The following is a 19,952-nucleotide window of genomic DNA, read 5'->3' on the forward strand; positions in this document are numbered from 1 at the left end:
TCAGGACGCGATTCGGCCCAGCGCGGCGCGGAAGCGCGCCTCGACCGGCAGGCGGGCGCGGTGGCGGCCGCCCACCACCAGCTTGTCGCCGCGCCGCCAGACGCAGTCAACGGCCGGACGCGCCGCTGCGAAGATCCAGGCGTCGAGCGCCGCCGCGCCCTTGCGGCCGGCGAGGGCGGGGTGGTTGATGTCGAGGGTGACGATGTCCGCCGGCGCGCCAATGGCCAGCCCGGCGCGGGTGCCGAGCGCCTGAGCTTCCGGGGTCGGCGCCCCGAGCGCCTGCGCGCCGCCCTCCAGCGCCGCCGCGAACAGCGCGCCGCCGGTCGACTTGCCCTCGCTGATGGCGAGGACGTTGCGGACGCGATGGGCGAGGCGCTGGGAATATTCCAGCAGGCGCAGCTCGCCGGCGACGTCGATCAGCACGTTGGAATCGGAGCCGACGCCGTAGCGCCCGCCGGCGGCCACGAAGTCCGGCGCCGGGAAGATGCCGTCGCCGAGATTGGCCTCGGTGATCGGGCACAGCCCCGCCACCGCGCCGCTCGCCGCCATGCGACGGGTTTCCTCGCCGGTCATGTGGGTGGCGTGGATCAGGCACCAGCGCCCGTCGACCGGGGCATTGTCGAGCAGGTGCTCGACCGGCCGGCGGCCGGACCAGGCGATGCAGTCCTCCACCTCCTTGGTCTGCTCGGCGACGTGGATGTGGACCGGACCGCCTTCGGCCAGCGGCAGGATCGCGGCGATCTCCTCGGCGGTCGCGGCGCGCAGGCTGTGTGGCGCGATGCCGACGACGGCGTCCGGCAGGGCCGCCGCCGCCTTCCGGGCCGATTCAATAAGTCGCCCGAAGCTGTTGACATCGTTTATGAAGCGGCGCTGGCCGTAATTGGGCGCCTGAGCACCGAAGCCGCCATGGGCGTAGAACACCGGCAGCAGGGTGAGGGCGATGCCGGTCTGCTGCGCCGCCGCCGCGATGCGCTGGGCGAGCTCGCCGATATCGGCATAGGCCGAGCCGTCGCGGTCGTGGTGGAGATAATGGAATTCGCCGACGCGGGTGTAGCCGGCCTCCAGCATCTCCACATAGACCTGCGCGGCGATGGCCTCGACATCCTCCGGGTCCATGCGGTCGACCGCGCGATACATGGCTTCGCGCCAGGTCCAGAAGCTGTCGCCGGTGGGGCCGCGCACCTCGGTGCCGCCGGCGAAGGCGCGCTGGAAGGCATGGCTGTGGAGATTGGGCAGGCCGGGCAGGGCGAGGGCATGGCGCTCGTCACCCGCCGAAGGCGCGGTGCCGGGGGTGACGGCCGCTATCTGTCCCCTCACCATGTCGATCGCGACGTCCGACGCCCAGCCGGTGGGAAGGAGGGCGGTCTCGAACCAGAGGCGGGTCATCGCGGCATCTCTCCCTCGACGCTATGGACAAGCCAAATTGGATGCGATTATGTATAGACATTATCCGCGCGACTGCCAAACGCAATCGCCGTAATCGAGAAGGGGAACCGATGCGCTGCGACCGGATATGGCGTGGGGCGAGGCTGGCGACGCTCGATCCGGCGCGTCCCGGCCTCGGTGTCGTGGAGGACGGGCTGGTCGCCGCCCTGGACGGGCGAATCGCCTATGCCGGCCCCGCCTCCGACGCACCGGCCTTCGACGCGGCCGAGAGCGTCGACTGCGAGGGCCGCTGGATCACGCCGGGGCTGATCGACTGCCATACCCATCTGGTGTTCGGCGGCAACCGCGCGCACGAGTTCGAGCTGCGGCTCGCCGGCGCCTCCTATGAGGAGATCGCCCGCGCGGGCGGGGGCATCGTCTCCACCATGAAGGCGACCCGCGAGGCGAGCGAGGGCGAGCTCGTCGCCTCCGCGCTGCGCCGGCTCGACGCGCTGCTGGCCGAAGGCGTCACCACGGTCGAGGTCAAGTCGGGCTACGGGCTGTCGCAGGACGCGGAGCTGAAGAGCCTGAGGGCCGCCCGGGCGCTCGGCGGCGAACGTCCGGTCTCGGTGACGACCACCTTCCTGGGCGCCCACGCCTTGCCGCCCGAGTTCAAGGAAGACCGCGACGGCTATGTCGACGCCGTCATCGCCATGCTGCCCGGGATCGCGCAGGAGAGGCTGGCGGACGCGGTCGACGCCTTCTGCGAGGGCATCGCCTTCCAGCCCGACGAGGTCGCCCGCGTGTTCGAGGCGGCGCGCGCTCTGGGGCTGCCGGTGAAGCTGCATGCGGACCAGCTCTCCAATCTCCATGGTGCCCGGCTCGCCGCCAGTTTCGGCGCGCTCTCGGCCGACCATCTCGAACATACGGACGCGGACGGCGCCGCCGCCATGGCGAAGGCCGGCACGGTCGCGGTGCTGCTCCCGGGCGCATGCTACTTCATCCGCGAGACCAGGATGCCGCCGGTCGACCTGTTCCGGCAGCACGGCACACATATGGCGCTCGCCACCGACTGCAATCCCGGCACCTCGCCGCTGACCTCGCTGCTGCTGACCATGAACATGGGCGCGACCCTGTTCCGCATGACTGTGGACGAGTGCGTCGCCGGGGTGACGCGCGAGGCGGCGCGGGCGCTGGGGCGGCTCGACGAGATCGGAACGCTGGAGGCCGGCAAGAGCTGCGACCTCGCGATATGGGACATCGAGCGGCCGGCCGAGCTTGTCTACCGCATGGGTTTCAACCCGCTGCACATGCGGGTGTGGAGGGGTCAATGAGCGATATTGTTCTCAAGCCGGGCGACGTGAGCCTCGCCGAGTGGCGGGCGGTCTATCGCGGCGCAGGCGTCCGGCTCGACCCCGCCTGCCTGCCGGCGGTCGAGCGCTCGGCCAAGGCGGTTGCGGACATCCTCGCCCGGGGCGAGCCGGTCTATGGCATCAATACCGGCTTCGGGAAGCTCGCCACGGTGAAGATCGGCGATGCGGATCTGGCGAAACTCCAGCGCAACATCGTGCTCTCCCACGCCGCCGGCGTCGGCGAGCCGATGCCGGTGCCGATCGCGCGGCTGATGATGGCGCTGAAGCTCGCCAGCCTCGCCCAGGGCGCATCCGGCATCCAGCCGGGCACGCTGAAGCTGCTGGAAGCGATGCTGGCCAGGGGGCTGACCCCGGTGGTGCCCTGCCAGGGCTCGGTCGGCGCCTCGGGCGATCTCGCCCCGCTCTCGCACATGACGGCGACCATGATCGGGGTCGGCGAGATCTTCGTCGGCGGCGTCCGGCTGCCGGCCGATGTTGCGCTTGCCGATGCGGGGCTGGCCCCAGTCGAGCTCGGCCCGAAGGAGGGCCTCGCGCTGCTCAACGGCACGCAGTTCTCCACCGCCAACGCGCTGGCCGGCTTGTTCGAGGCCGAGAACCTGTTCCGCTCCGCGCTGGTGACGGGCGCGCTCTCGACCGACGCCGCGCGCGGCTCGGACGCGCCGTTCGACCCGCGCATCCACCACCTTCGCAAGCATCGCGGCCAGATCGAGACGGCGGAGGCGCTGCGCCGCCTGATGGAGGGATCGGCCATCCGCGCCTCGCATCTGGTGGGCGACGAGCGGGTGCAGGATCCCTATTGCCTGCGCTGCCAGCCGCAGGTGATGGGCGCCGCGCTCGACGTGCTGCGCCAGGCCGCCGCCACGCTGGGGACCGAGGCGAACGGCGTCTCGGACAATCCGCTGATCTTCGCCGAGGACGGCGTGGCGCTCTCGGGCGGCAATTTCCACGCTGAGCCGGTCGCCTTCGCCGCCGACATGATCGCGCTCGCGGTGTGCGAGATCGGTTCGCTCAGCGAGCGGCGCGTCGCCATGCTGGTCGACCCCGCGCTCTCGACCATGCCGGCCTTCCTCACCCCGAAGCCCGGCCTCAACTCCGGCTTCATGATCCCGCAGGTCACCGCCGCCGCGCTCGTTTCCGAAAACAAGCAGCGCGCCTATCCGGCCAGCGTCGATTCCATCCCGACCTCCGCCAACCAGGAGGACCACGTCTCCATGGCGGCTCACGGTGCCCGGCGCCTCGCCGGCATGGTGGAGAACGCGGTCTGCGTGATCGGGATCGAACTGCTGGCCGCCGCGCAGGGCTGCGACTTCCACCAACCGCTCGCCTCCAGCCCGGTGCTGGAGAAGGTGCGCGCCGCGGTGCGGGCGCAGGTGCCCCATCTCGACGACGACCGCCATTTCGCGCCGGACATGGAGGCGGCGAACGCGCTCGTGCGCTCCGGCGCCGTCGCCGCGCTCGCCGCGGACATGCTGCCGGCCATCAGCGGGGAGTGACATGAGCCATCCCGACTTCATCACCGTCCATCGCGGCACCGCGCCGCTCGTCGTCTCGCTGCCCCACACCGGCACCGACATTCCCGAGGAGATCGCCGGCGATCTCGTCTCGCCCTGGAGGGCGCGCAAGGATGCGGACTGGTGGATCGAGAAGCTCTACGACTTCGCCGCCGATCTCGGGGCGAGCGTGGTGCGCACCTCGGTCTCGCGCACGGCGATCGACGTGAACCGCGACCCCTCGGGCGTCTCGCTCTATCCCGGGCAGGCGACGACCGAGCTGTGCCCGACCACCACCTTCGACGGCGAGCCGCTCTACAAGGAGGGCAGGGCGCCGGACGTGGCGATGCGCCGGGCGCGCTGGTTCGATCCCTACCACGCCGCGCTCAAGGCGGAGATCGAGCACGCGCGCAGCGTCCACGGCACCGTTTCGCTCTATGACTGCCATTCGATCCGGTCGGTCATTCCGCGCCTGTTCGAGGGCACGCTGCCGAACTTCAACATCGGCACCAATTCCGGGGCGAGCTGCGCGCCGGAGCTGCAGGCCGAGGTCGAGCGCATCTGCGACGCGACCTCGTTCAGCCGGGTGAGCAATGGCCGCTTCAAGGGCGGCTACATCACCCGCCACTACGGCGCGCCGGAGCGCGGCGTCCATGCCGTGCAGATGGAGCTCGCCTGCCGCACCTACATGCCCGAGACCCTCGGCCCCGTCGGGCCGCAGGACTGGCCGAGCGACTATGATCCCGCCTATGCCGCCCCGTGCCGGGCGGCCGTCACCGACATTCTCAAAGCGTGCCTTGCCTTCGCACGCTCGCACGCCTGAGGAGAGCCTTCATGTCCCGTCTCGACAATTCGCGCGTCATCCACGCCCCGCACGGCACCGAGCTCGCCGCCAAGAGCTGGCTGACCGAGGCGCCGATGCGCATGCTGATGAACAATCTCGATCCCGACGTCGCCGAGAAGCCCGGCGAGCTGGTGGTCTATGGCGGCATCGGGCGGGCGGCGCGCGACTGGGAGTGCTTCGACAAGATCGTCGCCACGCTGAAGACGCTGGAGGCGGACCAGACGCTGCTGGTGCAGTCCGGCAAGCCGGTGGGCGTGTTCCGCACCCACAAGGACGCGCCGCGCGTGCTGATCGCCAACTCCAACCTGGTGCCGCGCTGGGCGACCTGGGAGCACTTCAACGAGCTCGATAAGAAGGGGCTCATGATGTACGGCCAGATGACGGCCGGCTCCTGGATCTATATCGGCGCCCAGGGCATCGTGCAGGGCACCTACGAGACCTTCGTCGAGATGGGCCGCCAGCATTTCGGCGGCAGCCTCAAGGGCAAGTGGATCCTCACCGGCGGCCTCGGCGGCATGGGCGGGGCGCAGCCGCTCGCCGCCACCATGGCCGGGGCGAGCTGCCTCGCCATCGAGTGCCGGCCCTCCTCGATCGAATTCCGCCTGCGCACCGGCTATCTCGACACCCACACCACCAGCGTCGACGAGGCGCTGGCGATGATCGAGAAGTCCTGCGCCGAGGGCAAGCCGCTCTCCGTCGGCCTGCTCGGCAACACCGCCGAGATCCTGCCGGAGCTGGTGAAGCGCGGCGTGAAGCCGGACATGGTGACCGACCAGACCTCCGCCCATGATCCGGTGAACGGCTATCTGCCGATCGGCTGGACGCTCTCCGACTGGGAGGACCGCAAGCAGTCCGACCCGGCCGGCGTCGCCAAGGCCGCCAAGGCCTCGATGGCGGTGCATGTGAAGGCGATGCTGGACTTCTTCCACGCCGGCATCCCGACCGTCGACTACGGCAACAACATCCGCCAGATGGCGCTGGAGGAGGGCGTGACCAACGCCTTCGACTTCCCCGGCTTCGTGCCGGCCTATATCCGCCCGCTGTTCTGCCGCGGCGTCGGCCCGTTCCGCTGGGCGGCGCTCTCGGGCGACCCGGAGGATATCTACAAGACCGACGCCAAGGTGAAGGAGCTGATCCCCGACAACGCGCATCTGCACAACTGGCTCGACATGGCGCGCGAGCGCATCCACTTCCAGGGCCTGCCGGCGCGCATCTGCTGGGTGGGGCTGGGCGACCGGCATAGGCTCGGCCTCGCCTTCAACGAGATGGTGCGCAAGGGCGAGCTGAAGGCGCCGGTCGTGATCGGCCGCGACCACCTCGATTCCGGCTCGGTCGCCTCGCCCAACCGCGAGACGGAGTCGATGCGCGACGGCTCCGACGCCGTGTCCGACTGGCCGCTGCTCAACGCCCTGCTCAACACCGCCTCCGGCGCGACCTGGGTGTCGCTGCACCATGGTGGCGGCGTCGGCATGGGCTTCTCCCAGCATGCCGGCATGGTGATCTGCTGCGACGGCACCGAGGACGCCGATGCGCGTCTCGCCCGGGTGCTGTGGAACGACCCGGCGACCGGCGTGATGCGCCACGCCGATGCGGGCTACGAGATCGCCATCGAATGCGCGAAGGAGCACCAGCTCAACCTGCCGGGGATCCTCGGCTGATGCGTCTGCTGCGCGCCGGCGACCACATCGTCATGCCGTGGAAGAACGGCGCCGGCGCGACCACGCAGATCGCGATCGCCCCGCCTGGCGCCTCGCTCGACGGTTTCGACTGGCGGGTGAGCATGGCCGGTGTGGTCGAGGACGGGCCGTTCTCGACCTTCCCCGGCATCGACCGCACGCTGGCGGTGCTGGAGGGCGAGGGGATCGTGCTGGAGGTGGAAGGCGCTCCGCCGCGCCGCCTGACGGGCGAGGGCGAGCCGGCGGTCTTTCCCGGCGACGTGCCGACGCGGGCGGCCCTGATCGGCGGACCGATCACCGACCTCAACGTGATGAGCCGGCGCAGCCGCTACGCCCACCGGCTCGCCCGGCGCATAGTCGACGCGCCGGTGACTCTGGCGCCCAGCAGCGGCATCATGCTGGTGCTGGCGCTCTCGCCGGGGCTGCGCGTCGGCGGCGAGCGGCTGGAGCGGCTCGACGCCGCGATGCTCGACGCGCCGACCCACGTCGAGGCCGACCATGCGACCATCTGCTACGTCATCGAGTTGTGGGAAGTCGCCGACGGGCACGGAAATTAAGTCTATACAATAACAGCGCTGCTTTTGGTCGAGAGGAGGCCGCCAGGATGCGTCGTTCGGATAAGCTGAAGCTCGGGACCTTCGTCTATACCTTCGGCTACAATCCCGCCGGCTGGCTTCACCCGGGATGCGATGTGAACGGTGCCAATGATTTCCGCCATCTTCTTAAAGTGGCGCAGATCTCCGAGGCGGCGAAGTTCGACTTCATGTTCATGGCGGATTCGCCCGCCGCCGCCGTGGGCGACCCCGAAGCCCTGTGCCGCATGCCGACCAAGATGAACCGCTTCGAGCCGATGACGCTGCTCTCGGCGCTGGCGGTCTCGACCTCCCATCTCGGCCTCGTGGCGACCGCCTCGACTTCCTATTACGAGCCCTTCAACCTCGCCCGCATCTTCGCCTCGATCGACCATCTCAGCGGCGGGCGGGCGTGCTGGAACGTCGTCACCTCGGACCATGACGAGACCGGCTACAACTTCAACCGCGAAGGGCTCGACCCGCACGCGCTGCGCTACGAGCGCGGCAAGGAGTTCGTCGACGTCATGTTCGGGCTGTGGGACAGCTACGAGCCCGACGCGCTGAAGCTCGATCGCGAGAGCGGCATCTATTACGACAAGGAGAAGCTCCACGCGCTGGACCACAAGGGCAAGCACTTCCAGGTGCGCGGCCCGCTCAACATCGCCGCCTCGCCGCAGGGCCGGCCGGTGATCGCGCAGGCGGGCGGCTCGGAAGCGGGCATCGAGCTCGCGGCGGAGACGGCGGAGGTGGTGTTCTCGCTCGCCTCCAATCTCGAGCGCAGCCAGGCTTTCTACGCGACCCTCAAGGACCGCATGGCGAAGTACGGCCGCGGCCCGGACGAGCTGAAGGTGATGCCCGGCGCGGTCATCAATGTCGGGCGCACGGAGAGCGAGGCGCGCGAGAAGGTGCGCTACCTCGCCGACAAGCTGCATCCCGACGCCGGGCGGCAGATGCTGGCCGAGTTCCTGGAGGCTGACCTCTCGGGCGTGCCGCTCGACGAGCCGTTCCCCAAGGACCGTCTGCCGGCGACGCCCAAGGGCTCCAAGGCGCTGTTCGACGAACTGACCAGCTTCGTAATGAAGGGCCACACGGTCGGCGAGCTGATCCGCCTCTACAGCGAGAAGCACACCGGCAACGGCATCACCGGCACGCCGGCGGTTGTCGCCGACTTCATGGAGGAGTGGTTCGAGGGACGAGCGGCCGACGGCTTCATCGTCATGTGCCCGGCCCTTCCTTCGGCGCTCAAGGACTTCACCGAGCTGGTGGTGCCGGAGCTGCGCCGGCGCGGGCTGTTCCGCGACGACTATGAAGGCACCACGCTGCGCGCCAATCTCGGCCTGCCCACGCCCGAGAACCGCTATGCCCGCGCCCGCCGGCAGAAGGGCGAAGCTGTGGGCGCCGCCTAGCATTCGCCGAAAGGCGCTTGGCCGTTCGGCATTTGGCCGCCATCCTGCTTCCAGCCTCACTCTTCGTCATCCCGCCCGGCATTCCCGTGCCGGCCGGGAGTGGCGGTCCGTAACCTCGCCCCGGTCGGGCGAGGGGCGCCGGGCGGGGCGGGCCAACTGGAGCGTTGATGTTCAACACGACGATCATCATCAAGTCGCTGCCGCTGCTGCTGGAGGCCTCGGTGTGGACCGTGGTCTACTCGCTGACCTCGGTGGCGATCGGCTTCTGCATTGGCACGCTGATGTGCGCGGCGCGGCTTTCCACGTCACCCGCCGCGCGCCGGGTCTCGGCATTCTATGTCAGCTTCTTCCGCGGCGTGCCGCTGCTGGTGCAGCTTCTGATTTCCTATTACTGCCTGCCGCTGATCGGCATCAACGTGCCGTCCTCGGTGGCGGCGGTGGGCACGCTCGCCCTGTGCACCGGCGCCTACATGACCGAGATCCTGCGCGGCGGCTTTCTCGGCATTCCGGCGGGGCTGATCGAGGCGGCGCGGATGGTCGGCCTGTCGCGGACGCAGATCCTCACCCGCATCGAGGTGCCGCTGGCGGTGCGCTTCACGCTGCCCTCGCTCGTCAACGAGACGACGATGATGGTGAAGGCCTCCTCGCTGATCTCGGTGGTGGGCGTGCTGGAGCTGACACGGCTCGCTCAGAACATCGCCACCTCCACCTTCCAGCCGCTGGAGATCTATCTCACCGCCGGGGCGATCTATTTCGTCATCAACGGCGTCATCACCCTGCTCGGCGTATTGCTTGAGAGCCGCTTCCAGCTGGAGGCGGCGCGATGACCTTCAATCCGGCTATCCTCCTCGACAACTGGCGCGACCTGCTCGACGGGCTGGTGCTGACGCTCCTGATCTGGGTGGTGGGCACGGTGCTCGGCCTCGCCATCGGCCTCGTCGTCGCCACGCTACAGCTTTTCACCAATCGCTGGGTGGCGGCGCCGCTGACCTTCTACGTCGCGCTGATGAGGGGCACGCCGTTCCTGATCCAGCTCTTCGTGATCTATTATGGCGGGCCTTCCTTCGGGCTCGACCTGTCGCCACTCACCGCCGGCATCTGCGGGCTGGCGCTCTATGGCGGGGCCTATTTCGCCGAGATCTTCCGCGCCGGCTTCCTCTCCGTGCCGCCGGGCCAGATCGAGGCGGCGCGGATGATGGGGATCGGCCGGCTCGACATCGTGCGCCACGTCCAGCTTCCCCAGATGCTGGTCATCATCCTGCCGGCGCTTGCCAACATGACGGTGCTGCTGTCGAAGGAGACGGCGGTGCTCTCGGTCATCACCGTGAACGAGCTGACCTCGGTGGTGCAGTCGATCGGCTCCACCACCTTCGCCTTTGCCGAGACGCTGCTGTTCCTGGCGCTCGTCTACTGGGCGCTGCTTGAAATCGTCACCGCCGCCGCGCGCCGGCTGGAGAAGCGGGTCGGCCGTTTCATGCTGCGCGCGCAGGGCTGACCGGAAAGGGCGGATATGAGCGAAGGGCCGATCATCGACGTGCGCGGCGTGTGGAAGCGCTTCGGCGCGACCGAGGTGCTGAAGGGCATCGACCTGTCGATCAACAAGTCGGACGTCACCTGCATCATCGGGCCGTCCGGCTCGGGCAAATCGACCCTGCTGCGCTGCATCGCCTTCCTCGAGGAATACAGCGAGGGCGAGATCTACATCGAGGGCGAGCTGCTCGGCTTCGCGCAGGAGGGCGGCAAGCGCCGGCGCGTCTCCGAGGCCGAGGTGGCGCGGGTGCGGCGCAACGTCGGCTTCGTGTTCCAGCAGTTCAATTTGTGGCCGCACATGACGGCGCTGGAGAACGTGGCGGCGCCGCTGCGCCTCGCGCGCGGGATCGCGGGCGACGAGGCGGCGCGGCGGGCCGGGGCGATGCTGGAGAAGGTCGGCCTGTCGGCGCGTGCGGGCGCCTATCCCAGCCAGCTCTCCGGCGGCCAGCAGCAGCGCGTCGGCATCGCCCGCGCGCTCGCCATGGAGCCGCATATCATGCTGTTCGACGAGCCGACCTCGGCGCTCGACCCGGAGCTGGTGGGCGAGGTGCTGCAGGTGATGCGCGACCTCGCCGGCGAGGGCATGACCATGGCCGTGGTGACGCACGAGATGGGCTTCGCGGCGCAGGTGGCGGACACGGTGGTGTTCCTCGACCACGGCCGGATCGCCGCGAGCGGCTCGCCGGAAGAGGTCTTCCGCCGCGACCCGAACCCCCGTCTGCGCCAGTTCCTGCAGAACTATTTCGACCGCAACGTCTTCTGGCAGTCGGAGGAAGGGGCGGCGTCCTGAAGGCGGAGGGCGCCCCCGTCTTTCGACTTGTTGCGGTGCTGCGGGGCTTGTGGATACACTTGCATATTCAAGTAGTTTCGGAAGACATCTGCGTCATCCGATGAGAACAGTTAGGGAACAGGAGAGACCTATGCAGCATCCCGCTCGGCGGTACGCCGTGATACGCGCCGTCCGGCTCGCCGCCCTCGGCGTCGCCACCTCCCTGGTCGCCTCCATGGCGTTCGCGGGGCTCGGCCATGCCGAGGATCTGCTCGCCAAGGTGAAGGCCAAGGGCGAGCTGACGGTCGGCACCGAACTGCAGTTCGCGCCGTTCGACTTCATCGAGGACGGCAAGCAGGCGGGCATGAACAAGGAGATCTTCGCGGAGATCGGCAAGGATCTCGGCGTCAAGGTCACCTTCCTCGACCTGCCGTGGCCGAGCGTGCTGCCGGGCCTCGAGGCCGGCAAGTTCGACATGGTGGCAGGCCCGGCGACCATCACCAAGGCGCGCATGGAGCGCTACCGCTTCACCTCCCCGATCGCCGACGCGACGGTGGCGATCCTGAAGAAGAAGGGCGACGGCTCGATCACCAAGCCGCAGGACATCGCCGGCAAGAAGGTCGGCTCGGGCAAGGCGACCGCCCAGCTCGCCCAGCTCCAGGAATTCGCCAAGACGCTGTCGCCGGAGCCCACCATCCAGGAATATATCGACTTCAGCCAGTCCTATGCGGACCTCGGCGCCGGCCGCATCGTGGCGGTGGCGAACTCGCTGCCGAACATCGCCTTCCTCGCCAAGCAGAAGCCCGACGTGTTCGAGGTGGTCGAGCCGCCCTTCGGCAAGCCGGTCTATTTCGGCTTCATCGGCACCAAGGCGGAGGACGCCAAGTCGTTGATGGACGCGGTGGACAAGGTCATCATCGCCATGAAGCATGACGGCCGGCTCGCCGCGCTGCAGAAGAAGTGGTTCGGCACCGCCATGTCGACGCCCGACTACGTGACCGAGGCGAGCTTCTGAGGCACGCGCCTTCCGCATCGATCGACGGGGCCGCGGCGCGAGGGTGCCGCGGCCCTTCGTGTTTCGGGCGCGTGCAGATGGCTCAGCCCTGGGGCGAGAAGCGGGCGACGAGATCGTAGAGGTCGCCGCGAAAGATCTGCCGCACGAAAGTGACCGTGGCGTTGGCGCGCCAGGTGCGGCGCTCCAGCGTCAGGCAGGCCGTGCCCTTGGGAACGGCGAGCGAATGCGCCACGCGGGCGGGGGCGTTGACCGCGCTGATGCGGTGCTCGGCCTCGGTCCACGGCACGTGGCGCAGCAGCCAGGAGCCGGGCGGCTCGGCGCTGAAATCGACCTTCGCCGCCTCCGGCACGGTGTCGAGGCCGATCAGCCGCTCCTCCAGCGCGAAGGGGCGCCCATTGGCGAGATGGCGGCAGGAGAGGTCCAGCACCTCGGCGCCGGCGGCGAGCGCCGTCTCCAGCCGGTCGTCGGCGGAGGCGCGGCGGCGCCGGCTGGAAATCAGCTCGTAATCATAGATTTCGCCGCGCGCGGCGATCTCGACCGGGATGTCCGGGATGCGCAGCACCGCCGAATGGATGCGCGGCTGCGCGACGAAGGAGCCGGCCCGGCGCCGCCGCTCGATCAGCCCCGCGGCGACCAGTCCGGCGATGACCTTGTTGACGGTCATGCGGGCGCAGCCATACTGCGCCATCAGCTCGTGCTCGAACGGGATTCGATGCCCGGGCGGCCATTCGCCGGAGAGGATGCGCGTCTCGAGGTCCGCTCGGATGCGCTGGTGGAGCGTCGTAGCGGGCGCAGCCGCCTTGGCAGGCTCGGTCTGGACTGTCACGGCGCGTCGCTCCCTCTCGCCCGATAAGGGTAGGGGAGTTTAACGCAGCCTCCCAATATGTATAGACATAAATGCGGCAGGCTGCGACGCGAACGCCGCCGCCTCAGTTGATCGGTCCCATGATGAAGTCCGGCAGCCAGGTGGCGATGCCGGGGAAGATGCTCAGGATCAGGATCCCCAGCATCATCAGCAGCACATAGGGCAGGGCGCCGCTCAGTACCTGGCCGGCCGGCACCTGCGGCGCGATCGCCTTCACCACGAACAGGTTGAGCCCCACCGGCGGGGTGATGAGGCCGATCTCCATGTTGATCGTCAGCACCACCGCGAACCAGTAGGGGTCGAAGCCCGAGGAGACGATGATCGGGTAGAGCAGGGGCGCCGACATCACGATGATCGCCACCGGCGGCAGGAACATGCCGGCCAGCAGCAGGAACAGGTTGACCACGCCCATCAGCACCCAGCGGTTCACCTCCAGCGCGGCGATCGAGGAGGCGACGGTCTGGGTGATGAAGAGTGAGGACAGCGCGAAAGCGAACAGCTCGGCCGACGCCATGATCATCATGATCATCACGCTCTCGCGCAGCGTGGTCGAGAAGATGTCGATGATCGGCTTCGGCCGGCACAGCCGGTACATGATGATGACGACGCACAGGGTGAGGAAGGCGCCCGCGCCCGCGGCCTCGGACGGCGTCGCCACGCCGCCATAGAGCACGTAGAGCGTGCCGAGGATGATGATCAGGAACGGGGCGACCTTCGGAAGCGCGACGAGCTTCTGCGAGAAGGTGAAGCGGGTTGCCTGCTGGTCGAAGCGGAAGCCCTTGCGCCGGCAGTCGAAGAGCGCCCAGCCCATGAACATGGCGGTGAGCATGAGGCCCGGCATGACGCCGGCCAGGAACAGCCGGCCGATCGAGGTCTCGGTGGCGATGCCGTAGACGATCATCGTCACCGAGGGCGGGATGAGGATGCCGAGCGTGCCGCCGGCGCAGATCGAGCCGGTCGCCACCGTGGCCGGATAGCCGCGCTTGAGCATCTCCGGCACGCCCATCTTGCCGATGGCGGCGCAGGTGGCCGGGCTCGAGCCGGTCATGCCGGCGAAGATGGCGCAGGCGCCGATGTTGGAGAGCACCAGCCCGCCCGGCACCCGGCTCAGCCAGCGGTCGAGCGCCTCGTAGAGGTCGCGTCCGGCCGGGGTCGCGGCGACGGCCGCGCCCATCAGCACGAACATCGGGATCGACACATAGGCGAGGTTGGCGATGCCCGAGAACATGGTCTCGGCCAGCACGTCGAACACGCCGATGCCGTTCGCCATCACGAGCCCGCCGATGGCGGTGAGGCCGAGGGCGAAGGCGATCGGCATGCCGGTCGCCAGCAGCGCCAGCAGCAGGCCGATGACGAGCATGCCCGAGGAGGTGGGGGAGAGGTTCATCATGCCCGTTCTCCCGCCTCGAGCGGCGCGCAGACGCGGCGGATGATCTCCGCCACATATTGCAGCGACAGCAGGGCGAAGCTGACCGGAAGCGGGAGCAGCGGGATCCACAGCGTGATCGCCGCGACCGACGAGGTGTGCCAGTCGTTCACATAGGCCTCGTGGAAGAACATGGCGCTGGCGACCGTCATCGACAGGGCGAAGAGGAGCCCCAGCAGCGCCCCGGTGATGCCGAGCAGGCGCTGCACGGGCGGGGCGAACATCAGCTCGATCACGTCGACGCCCACATGGCCGCGCGTGTGCAGCACATAGGGCGAGCCGAGGAAGACGGCGGCGGTCGCGGTGAAGACCACGAAGTCGGTCTGCCAGATGGTCGGGGCGCGAAACACGTAGCGCAGGAAGATCATCTCGCAGATCACCAGCATGGCGGCGACCAGCATCAGGCCGGCGAGAATGGCGGCGGCCTTGGAGATGAAATCGACCGTTCGCAGGAACAGGCTTAGCATCGGGGCGCTTTCATGCGGGGAGGTGGGCTCGTTCGCTGCGGGCGGCGGCGCGGGCCGGCTGCCGCTCAGGGCAGGCCGGCCCGCCGGAACAGGCGCCAGCGGGCGGTCCCGCACGCGCCGGGCGCGCGGGACCCGGCTCGGTCACTGGACGGCGAGCGCCTTCTTGATCAACTCGTCGCCACCCTTCACCTTCTCGGAGAAGTTCTTGTAGGCGCTTTCCTGCGCGACCTTCAGCCAGGCGTCGTAGTCGTCGGAGGACATCTCGACCACCTCGACGCCGGCACCCTTGAAGGTGTCGACCAGCTTCTTGTCGGCGTTCCGCACTTCCTTGGCGAACCAGTCCTGCGCCTTCTTGCCGGCGGCGAGGATCGCCTTCTGCTGGTCGGGGTTCAGCCGGTCGAAGACGCGCTTCGACATCAGCACCGGCTCATACATGAACCACAGCGCGTTCTCGCCCGGCGCGGTGAGGCATTTGACCTGCTCGAATAGCCGGTAGGAGACGAAGCTCGCAGAAGAGGTGTTGGTCGCGTCGAGCACGCCGGTCTGCATGCCCGAATAGATCTCGGAGGAGGGCATGGAGGAGATGGAGGCGCCGGCGGCGGCCAGCATCTGCTCGAAGGCCGGGCCGGCGGCGCGCGTCACCTGGCCCTTGATGCTGTCCGGGTTGGTGATGCAGGCCTTCTTCGAGGCGAAGGCGCCCGACAGCCAGGCGTCGGAGATGACGATGGCGCCGTTGTCCTCGATGATCTTCTTGATCTCCTGCATGAAGGGGGAGTCGTTGAGCCGCTCGGCGCGGTCGAAATTGCGCACCAGCCCCGGCATCAGCGTGGCGGAGAACTGGGGCACGCGGCCGGACGCGTAGTCGAGCGGGAAGCTCGTGATGTCTAGCTGGCCCTTGGTCAGGGCGCCCCACTGCTCGGTCGGCTTGAAGAGCGAGGAGCCGGGGAAGACCTGGATCTTGAGGCCGACATTCGCCGCGTCGACGTCGCGGGCGATCATCTGCACCATTTCGTCGCGCGGATCGCCCTTGCCGCCCGGAAACTGGTGCGAGGCGCGGAGCGTGATGTCCTGCGCGAAGGCGGACGAGGCGAAGGCGAGGGCGCAGCTGAGCGCGAGGGCGCGCGTAACGGAACGCGTTCCGGTCATGATTTTCCTCCTTGTCGGCCCGCCGGTCGGCGGACGGATGGCGTTTCCTGCTTCGTTGTCGTGTCGCGGCGGTTGGTCCGCCGTCGACGTTTTCTCCCGCCCGGGGGCGGCAGTATTTCAGGCACTGTGTCGATAGATATCGCGATAGGTGTCCCTGAGTATGTTCTTCTGCACCTTGCCCATCGTGTTGCGCGGCAGCTCGGAAACGAAGAACACCCTCTTGGGTTGCTTGAAGCGGGCGAGGCGGCTCTCCAGCGCCTTCTGGATCGCCTGCTCGGACAGGTCGGCATTGCCGGCCGGCACCACGACAGCCGTGACGCCCTCGCCGAAATCGGGGTGCGGGACGCCGATCACGGCGCTTTCCAGCACGCCGGGAAGGGCGTCGATCTCGCCTTCCACTTCCTTCGGGTAGACGTTGAAGCCGCCGGTGATGACGAGATCTTTGCCGCGCCCGACGATGTGGACGTAGCCCTGCTCGTCGATCTTGCCGAGGTCGCCGGTGATGAAGAAGCCGTCGTGGAACTCGCTCGCCGTCTTCTCCGGCATGCGCCAGTAGCCCTTGGTGACGTTGGCGCCCTTCACCTCGATCATCCCGATCTCGCCGGCGGGCAGCTCCCGGCCGGTCTCGGGGTCGACCACCCGCAGGCTGATGCCGGGCAGCGGGAAGCCGACCGTGCCGGCGATGCGCTCGCCCTCATAGGGGTTCGAGGTGTTCATGCCGGTCTCGGTCATGCCGTAGCGCTCGAGAATGGCCTTGCCGGTGCGCTCGCGGAAGGCGCGGTGGGTCTCGGCCAGCAGCGGCGCCGAGCCGGAGATGAACAGGCGCATATGGCCGGCCGCCTCGGGGGTCAGGCCGGGCTGGTCGAGCAGGCGGGTGTAGAAGGTCGGCACGCCCATGAGGCAGGTCGCCTCGGGCATCAGGTCGATGACCTCGCGCGCGTCGAACTTCGAGCGGAAGAACATCGACGCGCCGGCGAGCAGCACGACATTGGCACCGACGAACAGGCCGTGGGTGTGGAACAGCGGCAGCGCGTGGATCAGCACGTCGTCCGCGGTGAAGCGCCAATAGTCCCTCAGCGTCAGGGCGTTGGACAGCAGGTTGCTGTGCGTGAGCATGGCGCCCTTGGCACGGCCCGTGGTGCCGGAGGTGTAGAGGATGGCGCCGAGATCGTCCGGTCCGCGCGGTACGTCGTCGAACGCGTCCGGGAAGCCCGCCGCCGCCTCCATCAGCGAGCCGCCGCCATCGGCGCCGATGGTCTCGACGCAGGGCACGCCGAGCTCGCCCGCCAGCGCCCGCGCCTCGGCCTCGATTTCCGGCCGGCAGACGAACATGGTCGGCTCCGCGTCGGAGAGGAAGTAGCGCACCTCGTTCAGCGTGTAGGCGGTGTTGAGCGGCAGATAGACGGCGCCCGCCCGCACGGCGGCGAGGTAGAGCGCGAAGGCCGGCCAGGACTTGTCGACCTGCACCGCGATCCGGTCGCCCGGCTTCACGCCGCGCGCGACCAGAAGGCCGGCGAGGCGGGCGGAGAGCGCGAAGGCGTCGCCATAGCTCACCACGCTGCCGTCGGCGAGCCGGGCGAGCGGCTTGTCGGGCGCGGGGGCGGCGGCGCGGATGGCGGCGAAGAGGTGGTTTTCGGACACGGTGTCGTTCATGCTCGTTCTCAGGAGACCGGCACCAGGGCGCGCGAGCTCGTATCGGCCTTGACCAGCTTTCGCACGGCCGGACTCGCCACGACCTCGCCCTTGCCGGCAAAGGCTTCGTGGTTCCGTTCGATGTCGGACAGGATATAGCGGTAATTGACCATCAGTCCCGCCGCCTGGGCGACGCCCTTGGGCGAGAGATCGCCCATCGGGTTGATGCGCTCGAGCCGAGCGCCGTTGCCGAGATGGAAACGGGCCACCGGGTCGACCGGCTTGCCGTTCGGGGTGCGCGCGGCGAGGAAATAATAGGCGGCGAGCGGACCCAGAACGGCGCCGAGCTCGGCGCGGCGCTCGGCATGTTCGGGCCAGTCCGGCGTGTCGAGCGGCTCCAGTGCCTTGCGGTCGGCACTCGTCAGCACGGTGCTGTGCTCGGCCTTGCGCTCGCCCTCCAGCCATTTGCGGAAGCCGGGCACGGGGGAGAGGGTGACGAAGGTGGTGAGCGAGGGCAGCTCGCGGGAGATTTCCTCCACCACCTGCTTGATCAGGAAATTGCCGAAGCTGACCCCGCCCAGGCCGCGCTGGCAGTTGGAGATGGAATAGAAGACGGCGGTGTTCGCCTCCTGCGGTGTCAGGTGCCGGCGCGACTGGTCGAGCACGGGGGCGATGGCGCCCGGCGTCTCCTTGGTCAGCGCGACTTCCACGAAGATCAGCGGCTCGTCGACCAGCGCCGGATGGAAGAAGGCGTAGCAGCGCCGGTCCGGGCTGTCGACGCGGGCGCGCAGGTCGTCCCAGTCGCGGATCGCGTGGACCGCCTCGTAGCGGATGATCTTCTCGAGCACGTTGGCAGGCGTCGACCAGTCGATCCTGCGCAGCACGAGGAACCCCCGGTTGAACCAGGACGAGAACAGGTGCGCGAAGTCGCGGTCGACGACGGCGAGCTCCGGCCGTTGCCTCAGCACGTCCATGAGCTGCTCGCGCATGCGCACCAGCGCCAGCGTCGCACCGGGGGCGAGGTTGAAGCGGCGGAACAGCTCCTGGCGGCGGGGTTCGCTGGCGACGTGGATGTTGGCCGCGTCCGCCGGCGAGCCGGTGCGCTCATAGGTGCGGATGGCGGCGTCGAGGCGCGCGGGATCGGGGCCGAAGGCCAGTGCCAGCGCCTCGAAGAAGGCGGTGCATTCCTCGGGCTTCATGCGGGCGTAGCGGTCGAGGATGTCGGCCGCCAGCGCCACGCCGGAGGCTTCGCCCTGGCCCGACAGCAGGGTGTCGCAGCGGTCGATCAGCGTCTCGACCTTGGGCGCCGCGCTGGTGCGGCTCGAGCGGTCGAGCAGCGTGCGGCCACGCTCCGCGATGGAGGTGAGAAGGCCTGTGACGAACGATGCGTTCGAACCCATTGCAGCTTCCCGGCACGAGGTGCCTGCCAACCCGCGGGGACGCGTGCCCCGCTCGGCCGCCCGGCGTCGTGCCGTCGACGGCTGTATCAAATCAAGATCAATCGGCATTCAATGTCAACAATCATGTATACATGAAGTTGGGTCTTGCATCTTTGATTTGAATCGCGTCCTTCTTCCCAATGGAGGTAGCCCGTGCGTGGTGAGCAGACACCCAGGCTTCGCGAAGCGCTGGAGGACGACATCGTTGTCGGCCGCTTGCGGCCGGGCCAGCGGCTCGACGAGGTGGGCCTCGCCGAGCGTTTCGGCGTGTCGCGCACGCCGATCCGCGAGGCGCTGATCCAGCTCGCCGCCTCCGGCCTCGTGGAGATGCGCCCGCGGCGCGGCGCCTTCGTCACGCTGCTGGGGCCGCGCGAGCTGGTGGAATCCTTCGAGCTGATGGCGGAGGTGGAAGCTTCCTGCGCGCGCCTCGCCGCCCAGCGGCTCGGGCCGACCGATCGGGTGGCGATCTCGCGCGCCCATGACGCGTGCTGCGCCGCCGTCTCGGCGGGGGACGACGCGGCCTATTATCCGGCCAATGCCGATTTCCATGCGGCGATCTACGCCGCCACCAACAACCGCGTGCTGCGCGCCGAGGCGCTGCGGCTGCAGCTCGCCCTGCAGCCCTATCGCCGCCTGCAGCTCAAGGTGCCGCGGCGGATCGAGGCCTCGCTCGCCGAGCACGAGGCCATTCTCGACGCCCTGCTGAAGGGGGACGGCGCCACCGCCGCCGAGCGCATCCGCGCCCATGTGCTGGTGCAGGGCGAGCGCTTCATGTCGCTGCTCGCCGCCTTGCAGGACGAGACCGAGGAAACGGCCTGAATTCGTGCGTCGGAAACAGTCGTGGGGGGGGGGGGGGGGGGGGGGGGGGGGGGGGGGGGGGGGGGGGGGGGGGGGGGGGGGGGGGGGGGGGGGGGGGGCGGGGGGGGGGGGGGGACCG

At 69.0% G+C, this 19,952-nt stretch carries 18 protein-coding genes; 11 read left to right on the plus strand and 7 right to left on the minus strand.

What is annotated here, in order from left to right:
• On the minus strand, nt 1-1,386 hold the full coding sequence (locus tag NVS83_RS19040) for a formimidoylglutamate deiminase (RefSeq protein WP_258740721.1): 1,386 nt from the start codon (nt 1,384-1,386) through the stop codon (nt 1-3).
• 110 nt (nt 1,387-1,496) lie between these two features.
• Here NVS83_RS19040 and hutI point away from each other — a divergent pair, with 110 nt between their 5' ends.
• The 10 genes from hutI (at nt 1,497) to NVS83_RS19090 (ending at nt 12,040) form a co-directional block, all read left to right on the plus strand.
• Nucleotides 1,497-2,699: an imidazolonepropionase gene (gene hutI / locus NVS83_RS19045; RefSeq protein WP_258740722.1), complete on the plus strand. Its 1,203-nt coding sequence runs from the start codon at nt 1,497-1,499 to the stop codon at nt 2,697-2,699.
• The gene (gene hutH / locus NVS83_RS19050) at nt 2,696-4,231 is read left to right on the plus strand and encodes a histidine ammonia-lyase (protein WP_258740723.1); all 1,536 of its coding nucleotides are present in this window, start codon (nt 2,696-2,698) and stop codon (nt 4,229-4,231) included. The genes hutI and hutH overlap by 4 nt, the downstream gene beginning before the upstream one ends.
• Before the next feature lies 1 nt (nt 4,232).
• Entirely contained in the window at nt 4,233-5,051 is an 819-nt protein-coding gene (gene hutG, locus NVS83_RS19055) for an N-formylglutamate deformylase (protein WP_258740724.1), read from the plus strand.
• An 11-nt stretch (nt 5,052-5,062) separates the two neighbouring features.
• Nucleotides 5,063-6,730 (plus strand): urocanate hydratase, encoded by a 1,668-nt coding sequence (gene hutU, locus NVS83_RS19060; protein WP_258740725.1) that lies wholly within the window; start codon nt 5,063-5,065, stop codon nt 6,728-6,730.
• A complete protein-coding gene (locus tag NVS83_RS19065) occupies nt 6,730-7,305 on the plus strand; it encodes a HutD/Ves family protein (protein ID WP_258740726.1) in 576 nt (191 codons plus the stop codon). The genes hutU and NVS83_RS19065 overlap by 1 nt, the downstream gene beginning before the upstream one ends.
• Nucleotides 7,306-7,352: 47 nt before the next feature.
• Nucleotides 7,353-8,726, plus strand: a complete 1,374-nt coding sequence (locus NVS83_RS19070; protein ID WP_258740727.1) for an LLM class flavin-dependent oxidoreductase — start codon at nt 7,353-7,355, stop codon at nt 8,724-8,726.
• A 182-nt stretch (nt 8,727-8,908) separates the two neighbouring features.
• Nucleotides 8,909-9,553: an amino acid ABC transporter permease gene (locus NVS83_RS19075; protein ID WP_374115088.1), complete on the plus strand. Its 645-nt coding sequence runs from the start codon at nt 8,909-8,911 to the stop codon at nt 9,551-9,553.
• A complete protein-coding gene (locus NVS83_RS19080) occupies nt 9,550-10,221 on the plus strand; it encodes an amino acid ABC transporter permease (protein ID WP_258740729.1) in 672 nt (223 codons plus the stop codon). Before NVS83_RS19075 ends, NVS83_RS19080 begins: the two co-directional genes overlap by 4 nt.
• Nucleotides 10,222-10,236: 15 nt before the next feature.
• The gene (locus NVS83_RS19085; RefSeq protein WP_309486221.1) at nt 10,237-11,046 is read left to right on the plus strand and encodes an amino acid ABC transporter ATP-binding protein; all 810 of its coding nucleotides are present in this window, start codon (nt 10,237-10,239) and stop codon (nt 11,044-11,046) included.
• A gap of 214 nt (nt 11,047-11,260) precedes the next feature.
• Nucleotides 11,261-12,040, plus strand: coding sequence for a transporter substrate-binding domain-containing protein (locus NVS83_RS19090; RefSeq protein WP_258733310.1), 780 nt, complete (start codon nt 11,261-11,263; stop codon nt 12,038-12,040).
• Between the two features lie 82 nt (nt 12,041-12,122).
• Here NVS83_RS19090 and hutC read toward each other — a convergent pair whose 3' ends face one another.
• The 6 genes from hutC to NVS83_RS19120 all read right to left on the minus strand — a co-directional run bounded on the left by hutC (nt 12,123) and on the right by NVS83_RS19120 (nt 18,976).
• Nucleotides 12,123-12,866, minus strand: a complete 744-nt coding sequence (gene hutC / locus NVS83_RS19095; protein WP_258740730.1) for a histidine utilization transcriptional repressor HutC — start codon at nt 12,864-12,866, stop codon at nt 12,123-12,125.
• A gap of 103 nt (nt 12,867-12,969) precedes the next feature.
• A complete protein-coding gene (locus NVS83_RS19100; protein WP_258740731.1) occupies nt 12,970-14,295 on the minus strand; it encodes a TRAP transporter large permease in 1,326 nt (441 codons plus the stop codon).
• On the minus strand, nt 14,292-14,798 hold the full coding sequence (locus NVS83_RS19105; RefSeq protein WP_258733223.1) for a TRAP transporter small permease subunit: 507 nt from the start codon (nt 14,796-14,798) through the stop codon (nt 14,292-14,294). Before NVS83_RS19105 ends, NVS83_RS19100 begins: the two co-directional genes overlap by 4 nt.
• A 141-nt stretch (nt 14,799-14,939) precedes the next feature.
• On the minus strand, nt 14,940-15,944 hold the full coding sequence (locus tag NVS83_RS19110; protein ID WP_258733222.1) for a TRAP transporter substrate-binding protein: 1,005 nt from the start codon (nt 15,942-15,944) through the stop codon (nt 14,940-14,942).
• Between the two features lie 117 nt (nt 15,945-16,061).
• Nucleotides 16,062-17,597 carry a malonate--CoA ligase gene (locus NVS83_RS19115; RefSeq protein ID WP_258740732.1) on the minus strand — a complete coding sequence of 512 codons (1,536 nt, stop codon included), beginning with the start codon at nt 17,595-17,597 and terminating at the stop codon, nt 16,062-16,064.
• A gap of 8 nt (nt 17,598-17,605) precedes the next feature.
• Nucleotides 17,606-18,976, minus strand: a complete 1,371-nt coding sequence (locus tag NVS83_RS19120; protein WP_258740733.1) for a malonyl-CoA decarboxylase — start codon at nt 18,974-18,976, stop codon at nt 17,606-17,608.
• 192 nt (nt 18,977-19,168) lie between these two features.
• Here NVS83_RS19120 and NVS83_RS19125 point away from each other — a divergent pair, with 192 nt between their 5' ends.
• Nucleotides 19,169-19,834, plus strand: coding sequence for a GntR family transcriptional regulator (locus tag NVS83_RS19125; protein ID WP_258740734.1), 666 nt, complete (start codon nt 19,169-19,171; stop codon nt 19,832-19,834).
• Nucleotides 19,835-19,952 lie beyond the last annotated feature (118 nt).

It is taken from the genome of Ancylobacter mangrovi (genome assembly GCF_024752335.1).
Classification (GTDB): domain Bacteria; phylum Pseudomonadota; class Alphaproteobacteria; order Rhizobiales; family Xanthobacteraceae; genus Ancylobacter; species Ancylobacter mangrovi.